The sequence below is a fragment of the Halomonas sp. A3H3 genome, assembly GCF_000982975.1.
GTDB classification, from domain to species: Bacteria; Pseudomonadota; Gammaproteobacteria; order Pseudomonadales; family Halomonadaceae; genus Vreelandella; species Vreelandella titanicae.
Map to the genome: position 1 here is coordinate 3102462 of NZ_HG423343.1, position 19344 is coordinate 3121805.

Annotated in this window: 14 protein-coding genes and 4 pseudogenes; 10 read left to right on the forward strand and 8 right to left on the reverse strand. The window is 53.4% G+C overall.

Annotated features, from left to right (window positions below; genetic code table 11):
• Positions 1-234 precede the first annotated feature (234 nt).
• The 8 genes and pseudogenes from HALA3H3_RS13690 to HALA3H3_RS13725 all read left to right on the forward strand — a co-directional run.
• A complete protein-coding gene (locus tag HALA3H3_RS13690) occupies positions 235-648 on the forward strand; it encodes a hypothetical protein (protein ID WP_022522172.1) in 414 nt (137 codons plus the stop codon).
• A 161-nt stretch (positions 649-809) separates the two neighbouring features.
• Positions 810-2114: a TolC family protein gene (locus HALA3H3_RS13695; RefSeq protein ID WP_022522173.1), complete on the forward strand. Its 1305-nt coding sequence runs from the start codon at positions 810-812 to the stop codon at positions 2112-2114.
• Positions 2115-2149: 35 nt separating this feature from the next.
• Positions 2150-3781, forward strand: a complete 1632-nt coding sequence (locus HALA3H3_RS13700) for an efflux RND transporter periplasmic adaptor subunit (RefSeq protein ID WP_022522174.1) — start codon at positions 2150-2152, stop codon at positions 3779-3781.
• A complete protein-coding gene (locus HALA3H3_RS13705; RefSeq protein ID WP_022522175.1) occupies positions 3778-6903 on the forward strand; it encodes an efflux RND transporter permease subunit in 3126 nt (1041 codons plus the stop codon). The genes HALA3H3_RS13700 and HALA3H3_RS13705 overlap by 4 nt, the downstream gene beginning before the upstream one ends.
• 249 nt (positions 6904-7152) lie before the next feature.
• Complete coding sequence (gene lgt, locus HALA3H3_RS13710; RefSeq protein ID WP_022522176.1) at positions 7153-7962, forward strand: prolipoprotein diacylglyceryl transferase; 810 nt, start codon at positions 7153-7155, stop codon at positions 7960-7962.
• A gap of 76 nt (positions 7963-8038) precedes the next feature.
• Positions 8039-8380: a hypothetical protein gene (locus tag HALA3H3_RS13715; RefSeq protein WP_022522177.1), complete on the forward strand. Its 342-nt coding sequence runs from the start codon at positions 8039-8041 to the stop codon at positions 8378-8380.
• A gap of 59 nt (positions 8381-8439) precedes the next feature.
• Complete coding sequence (locus tag HALA3H3_RS13720; RefSeq protein ID WP_022522178.1) at positions 8440-8901, forward strand: hypothetical protein; 462 nt, start codon at positions 8440-8442, stop codon at positions 8899-8901.
• 133 nt (positions 8902-9034) lie between these two features.
• A pseudogene (locus HALA3H3_RS13725) lies at positions 9035-10039 on the forward strand (APC family permease); the annotation flags it as partial.
• Positions 10040-10272: 233 nt separating this feature from the next.
• Here HALA3H3_RS13725 and HALA3H3_RS13730 read toward each other — a convergent pair.
• Positions 10273-11415, reverse strand: a pseudogene (locus tag HALA3H3_RS13730) (IS701 family transposase); the annotation flags it as partial.
• Positions 11416-11509: 94 nt separating this feature from the next.
• On the opposite strand from HALA3H3_RS13730, the gene HALA3H3_RS13735 reads away from it, so the two are divergent.
• Both HALA3H3_RS13735 and HALA3H3_RS13740 read left to right on the forward strand, forming a co-directional pair.
• Entirely contained in the window at positions 11510-11821 is a 312-nt protein-coding gene (locus HALA3H3_RS13735) for a hypothetical protein (RefSeq protein ID WP_053856990.1), read from the forward strand.
• 19 nt (positions 11822-11840) lie between these two features.
• Positions 11841-12299: a hypothetical protein gene (locus tag HALA3H3_RS13740; protein WP_022522182.1), complete on the forward strand. Its 459-nt coding sequence runs from the start codon at positions 11841-11843 to the stop codon at positions 12297-12299.
• Positions 12300-12377: 78 nt separating this feature from the next.
• Here the strand turns inward: HALA3H3_RS13740 and HALA3H3_RS13745 are convergent.
• From HALA3H3_RS13745 to HALA3H3_RS13780, 7 genes and pseudogenes are all read right to left on the reverse strand, one after another.
• Positions 12378-13265, reverse strand: a pseudogene (locus HALA3H3_RS13745) (IS3 family transposase); the annotation flags it as partial.
• A gap of 31 nt (positions 13266-13296) precedes the next feature.
• Positions 13297-15609, reverse strand: a complete 2313-nt coding sequence (locus HALA3H3_RS13750) for a heavy metal translocating P-type ATPase (RefSeq protein WP_008958466.1) — start codon at positions 15607-15609, stop codon at positions 13297-13299.
• Positions 15602-16060, reverse strand: a complete 459-nt coding sequence (locus HALA3H3_RS13755) for a hypothetical protein (RefSeq protein WP_008958467.1) — start codon at positions 16058-16060, stop codon at positions 15602-15604. Before HALA3H3_RS13755 ends, HALA3H3_RS13750 begins: the two co-directional genes overlap by 8 nt.
• A gap of 27 nt (positions 16061-16087) precedes the next feature.
• Positions 16088-17425 carry an APC family permease gene (locus HALA3H3_RS13760; RefSeq protein ID WP_008958468.1) on the reverse strand — a complete coding sequence of 446 codons (1338 nt, stop codon included), beginning with the start codon at positions 17423-17425 and terminating at the stop codon, positions 16088-16090.
• A gap of 220 nt (positions 17426-17645) precedes the next feature.
• Complete coding sequence (locus HALA3H3_RS13765; protein ID WP_022522184.1) at positions 17646-17990, reverse strand: hypothetical protein; 345 nt, start codon at positions 17988-17990, stop codon at positions 17646-17648.
• A 40-nt stretch (positions 17991-18030) separates the two neighbouring features.
• Positions 18031-18237 carry a DUF2933 domain-containing protein gene (locus tag HALA3H3_RS13770; RefSeq protein WP_035586996.1) on the reverse strand — a complete coding sequence of 69 codons (207 nt, stop codon included), beginning with the start codon at positions 18235-18237 and terminating at the stop codon, positions 18031-18033.
• A gap of 839 nt (positions 18238-19076) precedes the next feature.
• Positions 19077-19344: pseudogene (locus HALA3H3_RS13780) on the reverse strand (urease accessory protein UreH domain-containing protein); the annotation flags it as partial.

Sequence of the window (19344 nt, forward strand, 5' to 3'; positions counted from 1 at the left end):
CCGCATGCCGGGTGGTGTGGCAGGGGACCGGTCAGCCATGCTGACCGCCCCTATGCCGATATACTTGTCAATTTTTTAAATTAAAATCTGTGTGTGTTTTTTAAAGTGCCTATTAATTACTGATTATGAGAAGAAAAAATGACTCAAGTCATTTTTTTCAATTTGGATGTTAAGGGTGGTTTCAGGTAAGCGCTGTATTCTAAGCGTGTCATCAAACAGGAATGGAGAGTTAAAATGAAAATCAAAACGTCACTTGCCGCCGCAATCATTAGCGTAGTTGCCATACCAGCATTCGCAAGCTTTGGATACCCTGAATCTCAGGCCAAACAGCTGACGGAGGGAGTTACACCTGGTGGAATATTGACCAGCGGGTTTGCTCATGAGTATGTGCTCTCATTAAAAGAAAGCTCCGAGGTCGAGATAGCTAGTGATCACTTTCCTGGGTCATCAAACTTTACGCTTCGCATGAAAGCAAAACTGATGGACGCATCCGGCAGTATCGTTTCGGAAGCTAATTCTGTCAATGGAGACTTCAAAATTGATGAGAGACTCGATGAAGGCGAGTACCGCTTGATTGTTTCAGGAGATACGGGGGGGTATGGGGAAAGTGATACACACCAGTACAGTCTGCATGTAGACATTCAGTGATAAATTAAAGTTGGCCGGCTAATGCTGGCCAACAATTACTTTAAATGTTTCGTTTAATGATTTTAAAGTAATTAGTAAACGTAGTTTTTAATGTTTGATTATTTATTTTATTAAATTTTCTGTATTTTTTTGAGCGTAACCCTTTTGTTTGGAGAGCCACTGTGATCAAGGCTGCATTGTTATTCAGCGGTGTCTTGGGTGTCGCCTGGATGCCAGCTATTGCTGTTGCCGGAAGTGAAACGGACAATTTACAAAAAGCGATACAGATAGCCATTGATCAGGACCCCTGGTTAACCGGAAGTGCGTCCATTGAAACCGCCCTTGAGAACGAGGCCATTGCGTCGGCTCAACTCCCAGATCCTCTAGTTTCACTCAAAGCGGGCAATCTGCCGATGGATACTTTCGATCTGAACCAAGAGGGAATGACTCAGTTCAGCATCGGCATCAGCCAGCTGTTTCCCAGAGGGGATAGCCTGGTGCTTGCCAAGCAACAGAAGCAGCAGCTTGCCGCCCAGCAGCCGATGTTGCGCCAGAACAGAGAAGCGAGAGTCGAGGCTGTGGTCAGCCAGCTTTGGCTGGAAGCCACTCGGGCTCAGCTGAGCATCAGTCGGATAGAACGTGATCGTAGCTTGTTCGAGCAGCTAGCGGAGGTGGCCGAGGTGAGTTATGCGTCCGCCTTCGGAATGACCCGCCAAGACGATGTGATTCGTGCTCAGTTGGAGCTGACTCGCCTGGAGGATCGCTTGACCGATCTCAGACAGCAACAAGAGGCAGAAGAGCGGCAGTTAACTGAATGGTTGGGGAGTGAGGCGATGCTACCGATAGCGGAAGACTTCCCCGAGCTTGTTTTGGTAGAGCCAAGCCTCTTCACTGACGCTGAACGTCCCAGTCGTCAGCTGTGGTATGAGCGAGTGAGGCGTCACCCTGCAGTGCTGGCATTGGAGCAGAAGATAGATGCCATGGAGACTGGGGTCGATGTGGCGAGGCAGCAGTACAAACCAGAATGGGGTGTATCGGCACAGTACGGCTACCGCGAGGACGACCCTATGGGCGGACGCCGGTCCGACCTGTTCTCTGTGGGAGTGGCCTTCGATCTACCTGTGTTCACGGAAAATCGTCAGGACAAGAATGTCGCAGCAGCGGCATCACGTCATGAAGCGGTCCGGTACGAGAGAGAAACCTTGGTTCGTGAATTGATTGCCCAGCTGGAAACCAATTGGGTTAAGTTGGCGCGCCTCGATGAACGATTAACCCTGTATACGCAACGATTATTGCCCGAGCTGAGCGAGCAGGCCGAAGCCTCTCTGAATGCCTATAACAATGACGATGGCGATTTTGCAGAGGCAGTACGGGCACGAATTGACGAAACCAATGCGGGTGTGGAGCTGATTGGGCTGAAAGCTCAAAGACTCAAGGTGATTTCAGATATCAACTACCTGCTGTCACAAGGCGCGTCCGTACGCTAACTAGCGACTTCTCCAGTCTGGAATGAGACATCACAATGAAACCCATGGGTAGGTACTTTTTCGTTATATCGTTAGGCGTCCTGTTGGGCGTGTCCGGCAGTATGGTTCTGGGAGGGAAGACATTCGTCCTGAACGCAGTAGAAACGGCTATTGGAAAAGATAGTAATAAGACTGGTGGGGAAGAGAGTGGAGAACGCACTCCCCTTTACTGGGTGGCGCCGATGGATCCCAACTACAAGCGAGACAAGCCTGGAAAATCCCCGATGGGGATGGATCTAGTGCCTGTTTATGATGATCAAGACGAAGGGGACACCCCAGGAACAGTCAAGATTTCTCCTGATGTCGTCAACAATCTTGGTGTTAAAACGGGCGTTGTCGAAAAGGATACATTTGACGCCACGGTAAGGACAGTTGGCTATGTCCAATACGATGAAGACAAGTTGGTGCATATCCACCCCCGCGTCGAGGGATGGATAGAACAGCTATTTGCCAAGTCCGAAGGCGATCGTGTTACCCAGGGTCAGCCGCTCTACTCGATTTACTCGCCAACGCTCGTGAATGCTCAGGAAGAGCTGTTGCTCGCAATAAACCGAGACAATGCCCGTCTCATTTCTGCAGCGATGGAGAGACTGCGAGCATTACAGGTGCCCAATGAGGCTATCCAGAAGCTAAGGGACAGTCGTCAAGTGAGTCAGACGATCATCTTGCGTGCGCCCCAAAGTGGCGTCCTGGATAATTTGCAGGTGCGTGAAGGAATGTTCGTACAGCCAGGAATGAGCATGATGAGTATCGGCGTTCTTGATCGCGTGTGGGTTGTCGGTGAAGTCTTTGAGCGCCAGGCGGCTTTGATTTCTGAGGGAGATCAGGTCCGCATGACCCTCGACTATCTACCCGAACGGCAGTGGTCAGGGGTAGTGGATTATATATACCCAAGTATTGATAGTGAAACGCGCACGGCTCGCGTAAGGATGCGATTCGCTAATGAAGACCTGGCGCTAAAGCCAGGTATGTTTTCTCAGCTGACTATTATGTCCGATACGATGACGGAGACATTGCAAATACCTCGTCAGGCCTTGGTTCGCACCGGAAGTCAGTCGCGTGTCGTTCTTGCATTGGGTGAGGGAAAATTCAAATCCATCGAAGTAGACGTTGGGCGCATTGGTTGGGAGTCTGTCGAGGTGCTATCGGGTCTAGAGGAGGATGACCGCATCGTCACCTCAGCTCAGTTCCTTCTGGATTCCGAATCGAGCCGAACATCAGACTTTCAGCGAATGGAGCATAGTGGTAATGCTGACCCAATCCACGGGAATAGTCCTGTAGAAACCGTATGGGTGCCGGCACGCGTCGAAGATGTCATGCCGGATCATGGCATGGTAACGCTTTCCCATGCCCCTATAGCGGTTTGGGAATGGCCGGCCATGAGCATGAATTTCCAGGCTGCTGATACGGTCAGTCTTGAGCAGCTTAAAGCAGGCATGGACGTCCATGTCGAGATTGAGCGGGTTGCAGAAGACGAATATCTCCTCCGAGACGTGCATGTAGACGATGTAGCTACCCAAGCATCCAACGATTCGGTTGTGGATCACGGCGTGGGGGGTGGCGCGAGTAGTGACCATCAAGACGGGATGAGCCATGAAGGTCATGGTGCGGGGGAGAGTAAGCAATGATTCCTGCTCTGATCCGCTGGTCCATCAGCAACCGTTTTCTCGTGCTTCTTGCTGCCGTGATTCTGGCGGGGGCGGGAATCTACTCAGTCAAGAATACTCCTATTGATGCTCTGCCGGACCTGTCCGATGTGCAGGTAATCATCAAGACCAACTACCCTGGACAGGCACCGCAGGTCGTTGAAGATCAGGTTACCTACCCGCTCACTACGGCTATGCTGTCGGTCCCCGGGGCGGCGACAGTCCGCGGATACTCCTTCTTCGGCGACTCCTACGTCTATGTGATTTTCGACGAAGACACCGATCCCTACTGGGCGCGCTCCCGTGTGCTGGAGTACCTTTCTCAGGTAGCGCCCACGCTGCCGGATAGTGCGCGCCCACAGCTTGGTCCGGATGCCACTGGCGTGGGTTGGGTCTATCTCTACGCTCTGATCGACAGGACCGGCCAACATGACCTCAGTGAGCTGCGCAGCCTGCAAGACTGGTTCCTGAAGTATGAGCTTCAGACCGTATCGGGCGTTTCTGAAGTCGCGGCGCTTGGCGGCATGGTCAAGCAATACCAAGTGGTGGTGGATCCGGAGAAACTGCGTGCCTTCGACATCCCGCTGGCCCACATCCAGACTGCCATACAGCGGGGCAACCAGGAAGTGGGCGCCTCGGTCGTTGAGATGGCCGAAGCCGAGTACATGGTGCGCGCCACTGGTTATATCCAGAGTCGTGAGGATCTTGCCAGTATTCCGCTGGGTGTGGATGACAACGGAACGCCTCTGCTGCTCAAGGATGTTGCCGACATTGGAGTGGGACCCCAGATGCGCCGTGGCATTGCCGAATTGAACGGGGAAGGTGAGACCGTCGGCGGCATCGTCGTCATGCGCACAGGAGAGAATGCCCAGAAAACGATCGATGGCGTCAAGGCCAAGCTTGAGCAGCTCCAGTCCAGCCTGCCGGAGGGGGTCGAGGTCGTGACGGTCTACGACCGTTCAGGCTTGATCGAGAAGGCGGTGGACAACCTGTTGCGTGGTCTGCTCGAGGAACTGGCCATCGTGGCGTTGGTGTGCGTACTCTTTCTGTTCCACCTGCGCTCTGCACTGGTGGCGATGATAAGCCTGCCGATGGGCATTCTCACTGCCTTCATCGTCATGAACTGGCAAGGTATGAACGCCAACATCATGTCGCTTGCGGGTATCGCCATTGCGATCGGGGCCATGATCGATGGTGCCGTCGTGTTGATCGAGAACTTGCACAAGCACATGGAGCGTACACCGCTGACGTCCGAAAACCGGTGGAAGGTGGTGGCCGATTCGGCGGTGGAGGTGGGGCCGGCGCTTTTCTTCAGCTTGCTGATCATCACTGTCAGCTTTGTTCCTGTCTTTACCCTCGAGGCCCAAGAGGGGCGGATGTTCTCGCCGCTCGCCTTCACCAAGACCTATGCCATGGCAGCCAGTGCCGGGTTGGCGGTCACCTTGGTTCCGGTGCTGATGGGCTACTTCATCCGTGGCCGCGTAATTCCTGAGCACAAGAATCCGGTCAATCGATTGCTGGTCGGGGTCTATATGCCAGTACTCAAGGCAGTATTGAGTTTCCCGAAGACGACGATCGCCTTGGTGCTGGCGATAACCCTGGTGGGTTTCTGGCCGGTCAGCAAGATTGGCAGCGAGTTCATTCCGCCCCTGGATGAAGGTGACTTGATGTACATGCCCACCACCTACCCAGGGCTGTCCATCGGCAAGGCACGGGAACTCCTTCAGCAGACCGATAAACTGATTGCCAGCGTGCCGGAGGTGGACACAGTGTTTGGCAAGATCGGACGGGCCGACACGGCTACCGACCCGGCGCCGCTGACCATGATCGAGACTTTCATTCAGCTCAAGCCGAGGGATGAGTGGCGAGAGGGGATGACCACCGACAAGCTCAAGAAGGAGCTCGACAGCCTGGTGCGGATACCGGGGGTATCCAATGCCTGGGTGATGCCCATCTCGACCCGCATCGATATGCTGGCGACCGGGATCAAGACGCCGGTGGGCATCAAGGTGGCCGGAGAAGATCTCAAGCAGATTCAGTCCATCGGGCTGCAGCTGGAGACGATCCTTGCCGATGTTCCCGGTACTGCGTCGGTCTATTCCGAGCGGGTGGCCGGAGGGCGCTATATCAAAGTCGATATCAACCGCGCTCAGGCTGCGCGCTATGGCCTTAACATTGCCGACGTGCAACAAGTGGTGGCAACCGCTATCGGTGGTCAGAACATCACTCAGACCATCGAGGGCTTGGAGCGCTACCCGGTCAACCTGCGCTACCCACAGGATTACCGGGACTCCCCTGAGCGACTGGCCGAGCTGCCGATCGTGACCGCCAATGGGCAGCGCATCGCTCTAGCCGACGTGGCGGACATCTACGTGGAGGACGGACCACCGGCGATCAAGAGCGAGAACGCACGTCCCAACGGTTGGACCTTCGTGGATATCGAAGGCGTGGATGTCGGTACCTATGTGCAGCGCGCCATGGACGTCGTGGCGGACGAGCTCGATTTGCCCGCCGGTTATTCGGTGACGTGGTCCGGGCAGTATGAATACATGTTGCGTGCCAAAGAGAAGTTGAGCTATGTGGTGCCTCTCACATTGGCAATCATAGTGATCCTGCTCTACATGAGTTTCAAACGCTTCAGTGAGGTAGCCATCATCATGGGCACGCTGCCGCTGGCCATGGTAGGGGCTATCTGGTTGATGTACCTGCTGGGCTATAACTTCTCCGTGGCCGTGGGAGTGGGATTTATCGCTCTAGCGGGGGTGGCTGTCGAGATCGGGGTGATCATGCTCGTTTATCTCAACCAGGCTTATCAGCAGATGATTGAGCGCTGCCAACACAAAGGAGTACAGCCCCGTCGGGAGACACTTCGCCACGCCGTCTTGCACGGTGCTGCTCTGAGGGTGAGACCGGTAATGATGACGTCAGTCTCGACGATCGCAGGCCTATTGCCACTGATGTATAGCTCGGGGACCGGCTCCGAGGTGATCAGTCGCATTGCGGCCCCGATGGTGGGCGGTATGTTGAGCGCGGTGATATTGACGCTTCTAGTATTGCCTTGTGTCTACTATCTGTGGAAATGCCGCCATGTGAACCATGCATAGCTTACGGCATCGGCTAGGCTGGGTGGCACATTATAGATACTCGAATGCGTTGTCTTACGTGTCCCCCAGCCCAGCTTAAAGTGAGCGGTCATTCGTGTTTGATGTATTTGCTCTTTGTGAACGCGTATTCAGCTTGGATTCAGACCTTGAGGCTATGCTGGGCTATAAGAAAAACATCTGGTTTATGAGCTAACCAGCTTGTGACGTGCGAAACGCTTTGTAGAGCGTTGAAGCCCCAAGGAGAATTTCATGATCCCGTATCCACAAATTGATCCAGTGGCATTCTCCCTCGGACCGGTACAGCTTCATTGGTATGGCCTGATGTACGTGGTGGGGCTAACGGCTGCGTGGTGGCTGGGGCGGCGGCGAGCGCACCGCCTCGGCTTGACCCATGATGATATCGGCGACCTGATCTTCTATGGCGCTCTGGGCGTCATCATTGGAGGGCGCTTGGGCTATGTGCTGTTCTACGGGCTCGACCAGCTGATAGCCAACCCCCTATGGCTTTTCAAGATTTGGGAAGGGGGCATGAGTTTCCATGGAGGTCTTGCCGGCGTGCTGGTAGCCGCCTGGCTGTTCGCTCGACGTCACCGTCTGGCCTATCTTCAACTGACCGATTTCATCGCACCGCTAGTGCCGATCGGGCTGGGCGCCGGGCGTCTCGGTAATTTCATCAATCACGAATTGCCAGGAAGGGTCAGCGAGGTCCCCTGGGCGATGGTTTTTCCTCCCATGTTGGGCGTGGGACCTGAGCCGCGCCACCCATCAGCGCTCTATGAGTTTGCTCTGGAAGGCGTGGTGCTGTTTGCCGTGCTGTGGTGGTTGTCGCGGCGACCGCAGCAGCAAGGCGTCATCTCGGGGTTGTTCCTGCTTCTGTATGGCGCCTTCCGCTTCAGCGTGGAATTCGTGCGTCTTCCCGACCCACAACTGGGCTTCATCGCCTTTGATTGGCTCACCATGGGACAGCTGTTGACCTTGCCGATGATGGTTGCCGGCGTACTGCTTATCATCACAGCCTATTGCCGCCAGCGAACCATGGTTGCTTCATCGGGTCGTTGAGCGAGGCAAGTGCCATGGGAGACATGGCGATAAAATTGGAAAAGCCTTATCGATATTGCACTTTACGGAGGTTGTCATGAAACAACATCGAGAGCACCGCTTGGGAGTCTCTAAAACTACCTTGGTGAACAGGCACTTAAAGCTTGATTGCAGCGATTTTAATGCAGTTCACGCAGCTGTTGTGGATATTGATGAGCTCTATGGGATCGACAGTGTTTCGTTCGATGACAAGAAACGACTGCTGCACTTGGCCTACGATGCCTCACGCCTGTGTCTCGACTGTGTTGAAGAAATTCTGGAAAAATACGCTGTCGAAATCAGCCATGATTGGTGGAACCGCTTCAAGGAAGAGCATTATCGGTTTGTTGACCAAAACATAAAAGATAATGCAAAGAAGGAGCCTTGGAGCTGCCATTGAATGGTATTCACATCTATACGCAAGGCTAGCCTCAGGGTAAGCGCTGCAGGAAACTACGCGTGGTCCGCTCGGCTAGGGAGCTTCATGTAGCGTTATTTGCCTTTCTGCTGAACCTCCCCTGGGAGTTCCTACAGGTTCCTTTGTATGTGGGCATGCCTACGATGCCTCACTGGCAAGCTGTGCAGGCTTGCGCACAGGCGTCCCTTGGCGATGTGTTGATCGCGTTGACGGCTTACTGGGCGGTGTCTGGATGGCGTCGCTGGAGGTACTGGCTTCGGGACTATGGGGCCAAGGAAATCTTAGGCTTCGCGCTGGTGGGTGTGGGTCTCACAGTAGCGTTAGAGTGGCACGCCACGATAGCCACTCAACGCTGGGCGTATGCGCCGTTGATGCCCACCGTTGAGTGGTTGGGCACGGGCCTGTCACCGTTACTTCAATGGTTGATCTTGCCGCCGTTGATCCTGTGGATGGCACGCCGCCATTTGCTGGGATCCGAGGCTGTTTCCAAACACAATATTTGACAATCGGGTAGCACATAGATTTTACGCTTTTATATTAACCTATCAGAGCATGTTCTACCCTCAGCCAACGAGCGCATGACGAGATGTCAAAAGGAGTTTCAGTAGAATCCGGTCTTTTACGCCTAGGAGAAAGATGATGGAGTCAACGGATAGAACGCCACAGTACCAGGAGAATAGCCTTTCCCTGTTGGGCGCGATCGCCTTGGGAACAGGGGTCATGATCGGTGCCGGCATTTTTGCCTTGACGGGTCAGATGGCCGAAATGACGGGAAAGCTTTTCCCTCTCGCCTTTTTGTCATCGGCGCTGGTCGTAGCCTTCAGCGCCTATTCCTATGTGAAGATGTCCAATGCCTATCCGTCAGCGGGTGGAATCGGCATGTATCTCCAGAAAGCGTATGGTCCGACACTGCCCACCGCCTTTTATGCCCTTTTAATGTATTTTTCCATGGTAATTGCCCAGAGTTTCCTGGCAAGAACGTTTGGGTCCTACACGCTTGAGCTTTTTGATGTGGAAAACAGGTCGCTGCTCGTCCCTTCATTGGTTGTTGCACTGCTACTAACGGCATTTTTAATCAACCTTGCTGCCAATAGGTTAATCCAGGGTGTGGCGTCAGTGCTTGGGTTCGTAAAGATTGGCGGGATTATCGTATTCGGGGTGGTCGGTGTGATCGTCGCTGACTCCGTCGGCATGCAGACCTCTGCGTCGGCACCTGAACCTTCCTTGGCGGGATTCCTGGGTGCGACCGCGTTGGGAATTCTGGCCTTCAAGGGTTTTACCACGATCACTAACAGTGGGTCAGAGATAAAGGATCCCCATAAGAATGTCGGCAGGGCGATAATGATATCGATCAGCCTTTGCGTCGTGATCTATGCGTTGGTGGGGTTTGCGGTAGCAAGTAATCTGTCCCTGACTGAAATTATCGAAACACAGGATTATTCGCTAGCGGCGGCGGCGAGGCCGGCTCTTGGAGAGACCGCTGTCTGGTTCACCGTCATTCTTGCCATGCTGGCCACTGCGGGTGGCATCATTGCCAGTATCTTTGCGGTTTCACGCATGCTGGCAATGTTGACGGAAATGAAACTGGTGCCGCATCGCCACTTTCACATGCCAGGCAGTATTCAAAAGCATACCCTAGTACTACAGTCGTAAATAATCATTGAGAGACAAGGTGATGACACCTCCCTTTGTCCGCTGGCGCCTCACCCAGTGATAGTACTGGGCGACACGTTGGTGAAGTCTTCTCCAGCAGGACCAATGCAGCGCATCTTCCAGCCGTCTTCGTTGCTGGGCAATGGGGGTAAGGCACAGCCATCGCCGCATTTCGGCCAGGGAGAGAACAACGGGCCTTGCCCACCCAGGTTCAGCAACAGGCTTTTTTTTAGCTGATGTCGGCGCAACGTGACCAGCAAGGCGTAGGCCGCCATCACCAGCGTGATATGGCGATACCAGCCACGCCAGGTCCGCACCTCATACTGATCCAGGCCCAGTTGTGATTTGCTTTCCTGGAAACAGCGCTCGATATTCCACCGGGCTCCCGCCGCCAGCGCGAGGTCTTCGAGTGACGTACCGCAGGGTGCGAAAGTGAAATACGCCGTCATTTCCTGACCGGCGTCCAGGGAACGTCGTACCAGCACCCCACGCTGCCAACTCTCGAAAGGGCCTGGATTCACCGGCAGATAGACCCAGTCATACTCCCGGGGCCCCTGGCTACCCGCCCCGGCGCTGAGCCGGGTCCAGCCGGCGTTCCCGGGCAGGGCTTCCAGCAGGTCGCCCACTTTACGTTGTTCCAGCCCCTGCCAGACATACGCCTTGCGGCTGACCGCCATCACATAGCCTTGACCCCGCTCCTCCAGGGTCCAGCGCAGCTGGAAGGACTCGCCATAAACGGCATCTCCCGTCACCCAGCGGGCCGTGACGCCGCTATTCAACGTCCGGATCAGCATCTCCCGAGCCAAGGCCGTCTTGGGCTTGTGGCTCACGTCCTCCGGGATGCCCGCCTGGCGACAGCGTTCGCGATCGTCTGCCCAATCCCGGGGCAGGAACAGGGCGCGATCCATCAATCCCTGTCCCCAACAACTGGCATAGCCGAGGAATACGCCGATCTGGCAATTCTCGATCCGGCCTGCGGTCCCGCTGCACTGGCGCTTGACCCCCGCCGAATGGTGGCCCTTCTTGAGGAACCCGGTTTCGTCCACCACCAGCACCCCGTCGTCGTCGCGCAGGGCCTCGTAGACACGCTGTCGCACAGCATCGCGCACACCGTCCTCATCCCAGCGGGCCCGGTTGATCAGGTGCTGGAAGCCATAGGGGTGCGCGTCGCCCTGATGTTCCGCCAGTTGCCAACTGTTGCGTCGCTCGACGTCGCCCAATAGGCCCCGCAGATAAGCGCCGAGGCGTTCCCGGGCCTCGGCGCGTTTGACGTAACCGCCCAGCGTTGTCAGCCATGAGGATAACGCCGATTCCCAATCACGGGTCTGCTTACGCACGTTCTCAAGGGTCAGTTCGTTCAGCATCGGGCACCTCGCTCACTCACGGGCCGTGGTCAACGAAGTATAGCTTTTATCTACAACTGCAGTACTAGTCTATACGGTCGTACTTGGCTTGTTCTTGACCGCATTTTTTGATCTTAGCCGTATTGCTGCGCTTGGCATCATTTTCTATCTGATCATGGATATCGGTATTCATTGGGGAGTGTTTCGCCACCTTCGAAAAGAAGTTGACGCAAACGCTATTGTATTAGTCATCGCTATATTGCTTGATGCAATCGTTCTGGCAGGCTTTCTTTGGGTGAAGGCTACGACAGATTCTCTGGTACTTATCGTTGCAGCGGTAATAATGGTGGTTATCTTGTTGGCTGAGCGACTCTTTCTGTTTCGCAAAGGGTCCTCCCAGTTAAGCGATAACACTCATTCTCATTAATTATAAAAGGAGAGACAACATGGAAGTACGGACGTTTGGTGACCTGATTGACTGGACACGACAGCTACATGAGCATTTGGCGCGCTGCCTTTCTCACTGTGCTGATCATAATGAAGAAGAGCGTGCCAAAATGCTTCTAAATTATCTGGCCGCTCATGAGAATGAGATGGAGTATGTTGTCGGGGAGTTTAAGCGTCAAGCCGATCCCAATGCACTGAATACCTATGTTTATGATTACCTGGAACATAAACCGATCCAAACGCATCGGACTTGTGATGCACCTTACGCTTCTCTGAGCTTCAATGAAATCTGTCGAGAGATTTTCGATTTTCATGATCAGGTAATAGATCTTTATCGTAATCTGGTAGGCAAGGCGGAAATTCCTGAAGCAAGGGAGTTGCTCGAAGCTCTTCTTGAACTGGAGCAACACGAAGCGATGCGCCTTGTTCGTCAAACTGGGAGAATGAATGATCTCTAAGAAGCTACTGCATAAACTAGCCAGAGCTAAGTGACTGATCGTAAATTTTAACGTATTATCTGAATCGCCCCGGGTCTTCTAGACACCCGTCAGGCTCTGGAAATACCGCCGTTCGTACTCAACGGGTGACACGTCATCACTCGTGCCGTGGCGGCGTCTTGGGTTGTAGAACATTTCAATGTAATCGAACACATCGCTTTTAGCAGCCTCTCGGGTTGGATAGATACGCTGCTTGATTCGCTCTCGCTTGAGGAGCTGGAAGAAGCTTTCAGCAACAGCATTGTCGTGACAGTTGCCCCGGCGGCTCATGCTGCCCTCCAGATGATTGGCCTTCAAAAAACTTTGCCAATCCGAGCTGCTGAACTGACTACCCTGATCCGAATGAATCATGACGGGCTTTTGGGGCTTCCTCCGCCAGACGGCGGACAGCAAGGCATCCAGTGCCAGATCTGTCGTCATGCGAGGCTTCATTGACCATCCCACCACCTGCCGAGAGAACAGGTCGATCACCACCGACAAGTAGAGCCAGCCCTCGTAAGTGCGGATGTAAGTGATGTCGGTGACCCATGCAACGTTGGGTGCCGTTACGTCAAACTGACGATTCAGGTGGTTAGGTGATACTACCGCTGGCTTGCCGCCATAGCGGCCCGGCCGTCGCCGATAACCGGTTTGTGAACGTAGTCCTTCCTCACGCATCAGACGGGCCACTCGATGCTTGCCACAGACTTCACCGATCTCTCGCAGGTCCTGGTGAATCTTGCGATAACCGTATACACCGCCACTCTCAAGCCAGGCGTGCTTGATCAGCCCCAGTAGGCGCTGGTCGTCTCGTGCCCGGTCAGACATGGCGTTACGGCACCAGGCATAATAACCGCTGGGGTGCACGTCCATCATGCTACACAACCGGCGCACCGGATACTGATTCGCATGGTCCTGAATGAACGCGTACCTCAGTCGGACTCCCTGGCGATTCAGATTTATCTTCGAGTAGATATTGTTACTTAATAGCAATCATCCTAAGTCGTAAAGCATTGCCAATCACGCTCACTGAAGAGAGTGACATCGCCGCCGCCGCGATAATCGGTGATAACAGCATACCTGTGAAGGGGTACAAAATCCCTGCGGCAATGGGGATGCCTGCCGCGTTGTAAGCAAAGGCAAAAAAGAGATTTTGGCGAATATTACGCATGGTGGCTTTTGAGAGCTTATGCGCCGTGGCAATACCGGTAAGATCTCCTCGCAGTAGAGTAACCCCAGCGCTTTCTATCGCCACATCGGTGCCGGTTCCCATGGCAATGCCGACATCCGCTGTAGCCAGCGCAGGTGCATCGTTCACGCCGTCGCCGGCCATGACAACAATGCGCCCTTCATCACGGAGACGCTGAATCACTCGGCCTTTATCCTCTGGAAGCACTTCAGCTTCGACCTCATCAATGCCTAGCCGACGTGCCACAGCGTTGGCGGAGGTGCGATTATCGCCTGTCAGCATCACCACTCGAATGCCGTCAGCCTGGAGTGAACGAATGGCTTCTTCGGTGGTTTCCTTGACCGGATCGGCAATGGCGAGCAGCCCAGCTAAATTCCCGTCGATGCTCGCAAAGATGACAGTAGCACCGTCGCTGCGCAATTGATCGGCATGTGTGTCTTGAGACTGGGTGTTAACGCCCTCGCTTTCCATCAATAGCCGGTTGCCCAGGGCAATACGCTTGCCATCTATCTGGCCTATAACGCCCATGCCATTGGGAGCCTCGAAGTCCAACGCTTCTGTTAATTTTACCTCTGCCTCTTTAGCCTTTTCGACTATTGCATGGGCCAAGGGGTGCTCGCTGCCTCGCTCAAGACTAGCTGCCAAGCGCAAAAGCTCCGATTCAGCAATGCCTTCAGTGAGAATCAACTCGGTCACTCGTGGTTTGCCTTCGGTAAGCGTGCCGGTTTTGTCGACGACGACGGTGTCGACCTTCTCTAGACGTTCAAGAGCTTCGGCATCGCGAATCAACACGCCTAACTGGGCACCGCGCCCTACACCGACCATAATTGACATGGGGGTAGCAAGACCTAGCGCGCACGGGCAGGCAATGATCAGAACACTAACCGCCGCAATAAGGCCAAACGCCATCGGCGGGGTAGGGCCCCACAATGACCAGGCGATGAAAGCCACAACAGCAATGAGAATAACGACGGGTACAAAGATGCTGGCGACTTTGTCGGCAAGCCCTTGAATGGGTGCGCGGCTGCGCTGGGCGCTGGCGACCATTTGCACAATCTGCGACAGCATCGTGTCCTGGCCCACCTTGTCAGCGCGCATGACAAAGGATCCTTGACCATTGATGCTGCCGCCAATGACGCCATCGCCGACTTCCTTTTTCACCGCTAGTGGTTCACCGGTAACCATGGATTCGTCAACGTTGGAGCGACCTTCCATCACTTCGCCATCTAATGGCACCTTATCGCCGGGGCGCACCCGGAGACGATCCCCTACCTGAACCTGGTCAAGAGAGATATCTTCCTCATTGCCCTGATCATCAAGGCGTCGAGCGGTAGCAGGCGCCAAGTCGAGCAGAGCACGAATAGCGCCAGAGGTTTTTTCACGAGCGCGTAGCTCTAATACTTGTCCCAGTAAAACTAAAACGACAATCACTGCCGCTGCTTCGAAATAAACGGCCACCGAACCATCGGCTTGACGGAAGGCGTCGGGAAAGATGCCCGGTGTGAGGGTGGCCAGCAAACTGTAGAGCAACGCGGTGCCGGTACCGATCGCGATTAGCGTGAACATATTAAGGCTGCGATGCACTAGCGAACGCCATCCGCGTACAAAGAATGGCCAACCTGCCCAGACGACTACCGGCGTTGCCAGCAGCAGTTGAATCCAGTTAGAGGTTTGCTGGGAAATAAAATGCATAAGGCCAAACACGTGGCCACCCATTTCTAGGGCAAACACGGGGAGGGTCAGTACTAGGCCGATCCAGAAACGCCTGGTCATGTCCTTGAGTTCGTCCGAAGGGCCGGTGTCAGCAGAGACGGTCTCAGGTTCCAGCGCCATGCCACAGATTGGACAGTCGCCTGGGCCTTCTCGTCGAACTTCTGGGTGCATCGGGCAAGTATAAATAGACCCCGAGGGTACTGACGCTTGTGACTGTTTGCTTGGCTCAAGATACGCATCAGGCTTGGCAATAAACTTTTCCTGACACTTTTCTGAGCAGAAGTACCAAGTCTTACCCGCGTGATCGGCACGGTGGCGGGAGGTATGGGGATCAACGTCCATGCCACAAACAGGGTCTTTCACCTTTGTCTCGTTATGGTCTTCAGACATCGTTCATTCTCCCCGTTTGGCGAACAAGGCGCATGGCTTCGTGCTCTTCAAGTGCTAAAAGGGAATCTAAGAGCTCTTTAGCCTCAGGAATTTCCGCTTTGCCAACGAGGGTTCGATAAAGGTTTATCGTTTGTTCATGGAAATCAAAAACCTCTCGGCAAATGTCGTCAACACTTAGCGTGGAATAGGGCGCATCGCAGGTACGATGCGTACGGATAGGTTTATGCTCCAAATAGTCATAAACGTAGGTTTTTAATGCTTTCGCGTCAGCAGTCTGTTCAAAGCGCGCCACAACGCGCTGCATTTCCGCTTCCTGTGCAGCTAAGTAATTGAGCAACATGCGAGCGCGCTCTTCTTCGTGTATATCGGCGCAATGAGCAAGGCAAGCTGCAAGATGCTCGTGTAACTGACGGGTCCAATCGATCAATTCACCAAAGGTTCTAACGTCCATTTGGTACCTCCTATAACGCTATTAACGTTAATGAGTGTGAGAGTGCTCGCTATCGTTTGAAGCGTCGCGTTTGGATAGGAAAATCCATTCGCCGAGTAAAAGAGTAGCCATTACTACGCCAGCAACGATGAGCACCATGGGGTCCGAGATGGCTTTTACCCATAAAAAGCCGATTAACACGACAGCATCTAGTAGTATGGCAATGCTAGGAATAACAGGATTAGCCCCCACTCTGTCCTTGAGATGACGAAGCACACCCCAGTGGATGGCCATATCCATGATCAGGTAGAAAATGATGCCTAATGCTGCGATGCGGCTCAGGTCAAAAAAAGCGGTGAGCACTAAGCCAAATACGATGGTGTACACCAGTGTATGCTTTTGTACACTGCCGGGCATGTGGAAATGGCGGTGAGGAACCAGCTTCATTTCTGTCAGCATGGCGAGCATGCGTGAAACGGCAAAGACGCTGGCGATGATACCGCCCGCCGTTGCCAACATGGCGAGAATGACGGTAAACGCAACTGCCGCTTCACCCAGTGCGGGACGGGCAGCGGCGGCCAGGGAGTAGTCTTGGGTTTCGATAATTTCAGGCAAAGATAGGTTGCTGGCAACGGCAAAACCGACAAGGGCATAGATCACCACGCATAGCGCAATCGAGATCGTGATAGCTTTGCCAAGATTCCGCTTAGGATCTTTAAGCTCCGAACCACTATTGGTAATCGTCGTGAAGCCTTTAAATGCCAGTATGCCGAGCGCCGTAGCACCTAAAAAGCCCGTTATCGTAGGCGTAGGTGCATCGTTGCCAGCACCCATTTCGATGGAGTCGGCAATAAACACGCCGACAATACCAAACACTATAATGCCACCTATTTTGATAAATCCGAGCACCGAGGCGACGGTCTCGATCAAGCGGTTGGCGGATAAATTGATCAAAAAGGCTATTAGCAGTAAACCAACCCCGAGTAGGGGCACAAATAGTGAACGATCCCCCAGGTCAAACAACTCAAGCGTGTAGGAACCAAACGTTCTCGCCAAAAAACTCTGTGCGATCACCATGGAAAAATACATCAGGAGGGCATGAAAGGCGGTGGGAAGCGTCGGGCCATACGCTTTCTGTAAATACATGCCAATCCCACCTGCTGATGGGAAGGTATTGGACATTTTAACGTAAGAATAAGCGCTGAAAGAGACAATGACGGCAGCGGCCAGAAAGGCTAGAGGAAATAGCCGACCAGTCATTTCGGCCATTTGGCCGGTTAGCGCAAAAATACCGGCCCCAATCATCACGCCGGTGCCTAATGCAACGGCACCGACCAACGAAAGACTGTTTTCTTTATATTGTGGCGTTCTATCCTGCCCAACCATGAAAGCGACTCCTTGTATTAACGGCAACCACAGCAGCAATAACTGCCGAGGACTCCTGTGCGGTGTTTTTTGATGCTATATAAATTAAATATAGAACCTATGTGCAGCCACATGGCAAATGACTAACGGAAGGTCTGATTTTGCGAGGCCACAGGCAAGCAGCTCTTACCCTAAACTAGCTAGTCTTGCTCCTGGTTGTGTCATGTAACCGTTATGACTATTAATGACAGCTCCAAGGTTCCTGTTTAGCGTTGTCTTTAACGTTCTGATCGACGAAACGGTAATACTCCTTCTTAAAGCGGTTCCACCGATCAGCGCTGACCTGTATGTCATGGAGCTTGAGAATTTTTTCAACGTCATCGATGCAGAGCCTCAGCGCATCGTAAGCAAGGCTGATATTTCGGTTTTTCTCGTTGTAGACCACCTTATCCATTCCATAGAGTCGGTCGATATCTGACAGCGCTTCTTCAATGCGTTTGGATTTACTAGGCTTGATTTTTAAATTCCGAGTCACCAGTGTGTTTTTGGAAACACCCAAGCGGTGCTCTTGTTGTGTCGTTTTCATGGTCTTTCTCCCAGGCGCGTACATGTATATATAGAGTGGTTCAGTCCTTGTCTATTTTGTCCTTATGACCGCCGTGGTGTTTATGCATGAAAATATGCATCAGTGGGCATGCTGCCAAAAAGAGGAAAGGTAAGAACTGAAATAGGTGGAGACGGTGCTCGGTTCCAATCAGGTATCCCGCCCAAATGACAAACCCAGCAAGTGGCACCCACAACATCAGCAAACGACTACTTGTACTGTTACTCATAATCACCTCAGTAACTCGCCCAAAGAGCCAACAGCAGTTAAGGCCGTTGGTTTGGGAAAAATCAAATAAATAACCCCAATAACAGCATGGATGATTTGTCTGAACGCAACCTGAACAGCATCGGAGGGAAATATGATCCTGATCAAGCGCCTCGCAAAAAGTAGGCGATAATTACCCAAGCGGTATCCATAGCCTCATTCCCATCATCATTAGGTTTTCGGTGAGCGATACAAAGCTTAATGGGTATTACTGTTGCCGACACAGGCGCACTTGAGCTCACGTTTATCGAGGTATATCGCTTTAAAGACAGAACCTGTCACACGGTGCCAACGAATAGCGCCAGTGGCGCAGCCAGCCAGATAAGCGTATCGGCCAGCAATTAGTAGCTTCGGAAGTATCTAGGCGTGAAGGTAAACGTAACTGAAGGGGACTTGGCGCTGGGCGTGCAGGTCATAGTTGAGAAACATGGCGCTAAAGCTCGCTACGCCCTGCAGCTTTTGCAGACCCGGGGGTATGATCGCTGTGGCTACGGCATACTCTAGCACGCGTGCAGTGAATATTATGCACTGAACCTCCCAACTGGCAGAAAAATCGATGAGTAACGCAGTGGCAAAAATTGCCAGCACAGGGCGATAGGTGGTCGCATTAGGGTCTGAAACGCTAACTCCCAGGTGCTCATGAAGCTCTTCATAGCCGCCAATACGTTCATAGCCCAGATATCCCTGGGAAATCGTATCGACATGTTCCTGCTCTGTAAACGCGTCAATCTCTTATCGCGAAGTCAGCAGGTTTACGTTCACCTAAGGCCCATGTGCACGAGCAGGTCAACGATCTACAAGCCAAACGGACATATAAAGCGCCATCAGTATCAACATGACCGCCGCCAGGATACGCAATACCAGGGCGAAGCTGTCCAATGCATGGTTGAGCACGGAACCGAGCAGGGCCACCAAGGCACCCGCGATCATGTAGCTGCTGATACGGCCTAAATTATAGCCGAGCAACAGAGCTGCTAAACGGCTAGGTTGTCGCATGCTGGGGGGCACAGCAAAGGTCAGGGCACTCATGATGCCGCCACACATGCCGATACAGTGCGCGCCTCCCAGC

Coding starts and splice junctions, on each gene's coding strand:
- HALA3H3_RS13690 (WP_022522172.1), top strand. CDS start 235: ATGAAAATCAAAACGTCACTTGCCGCCGCAATCATTAGCGTAGTTGCC.
- HALA3H3_RS13700 (WP_022522174.1), top strand. CDS start 2,150: ATGAAACCCATGGGTAGGTACTTTTTCGTTATATCGTTAGGCGTCCTG.
- HALA3H3_RS13705 (WP_022522175.1), top strand. CDS start 3,778: ATGATTCCTGCTCTGATCCGCTGGTCCATCAGCAACCGTTTTCTCGTG.
- lgt (WP_022522176.1), top strand. CDS start 7,153: ATGATCCCGTATCCACAAATTGATCCAGTGGCATTCTCCCTCGGACCG.
- HALA3H3_RS13715 (WP_022522177.1), top strand. CDS start 8,039: ATGAAACAACATCGAGAGCACCGCTTGGGAGTCTCTAAAACTACCTTG.
- HALA3H3_RS13740 (WP_022522182.1), top strand. CDS start 11,841: ATGGAAGTACGGACGTTTGGTGACCTGATTGACTGGACACGACAGCTA.
- HALA3H3_RS13750 (WP_008958466.1), bottom strand. CDS start 15,609: ATGTCTGAAGACCATAACGAGACAAAGGTGAAAGACCCTGTTTGTGGC.
- HALA3H3_RS13755 (WP_008958467.1), bottom strand. CDS start 16,060: ATGGACGTTAGAACCTTTGGTGAATTGATCGATTGGACCCGTCAGTTA.
- HALA3H3_RS13760 (WP_008958468.1), bottom strand. CDS start 17,425: ATGGTTGGGCAGGATAGAACGCCACAATATAAAGAAAACAGTCTTTCG.
- HALA3H3_RS13765 (WP_022522184.1), bottom strand. CDS start 17,990: ATGAAAACGACACAACAAGAGCACCGCTTGGGTGTTTCCAAAAACACA.
- HALA3H3_RS13770 (WP_035586996.1), bottom strand. CDS start 18,237: ATGAGTAACAGTACAAGTAGTCGTTTGCTGATGTTGTGGGTGCCACTT.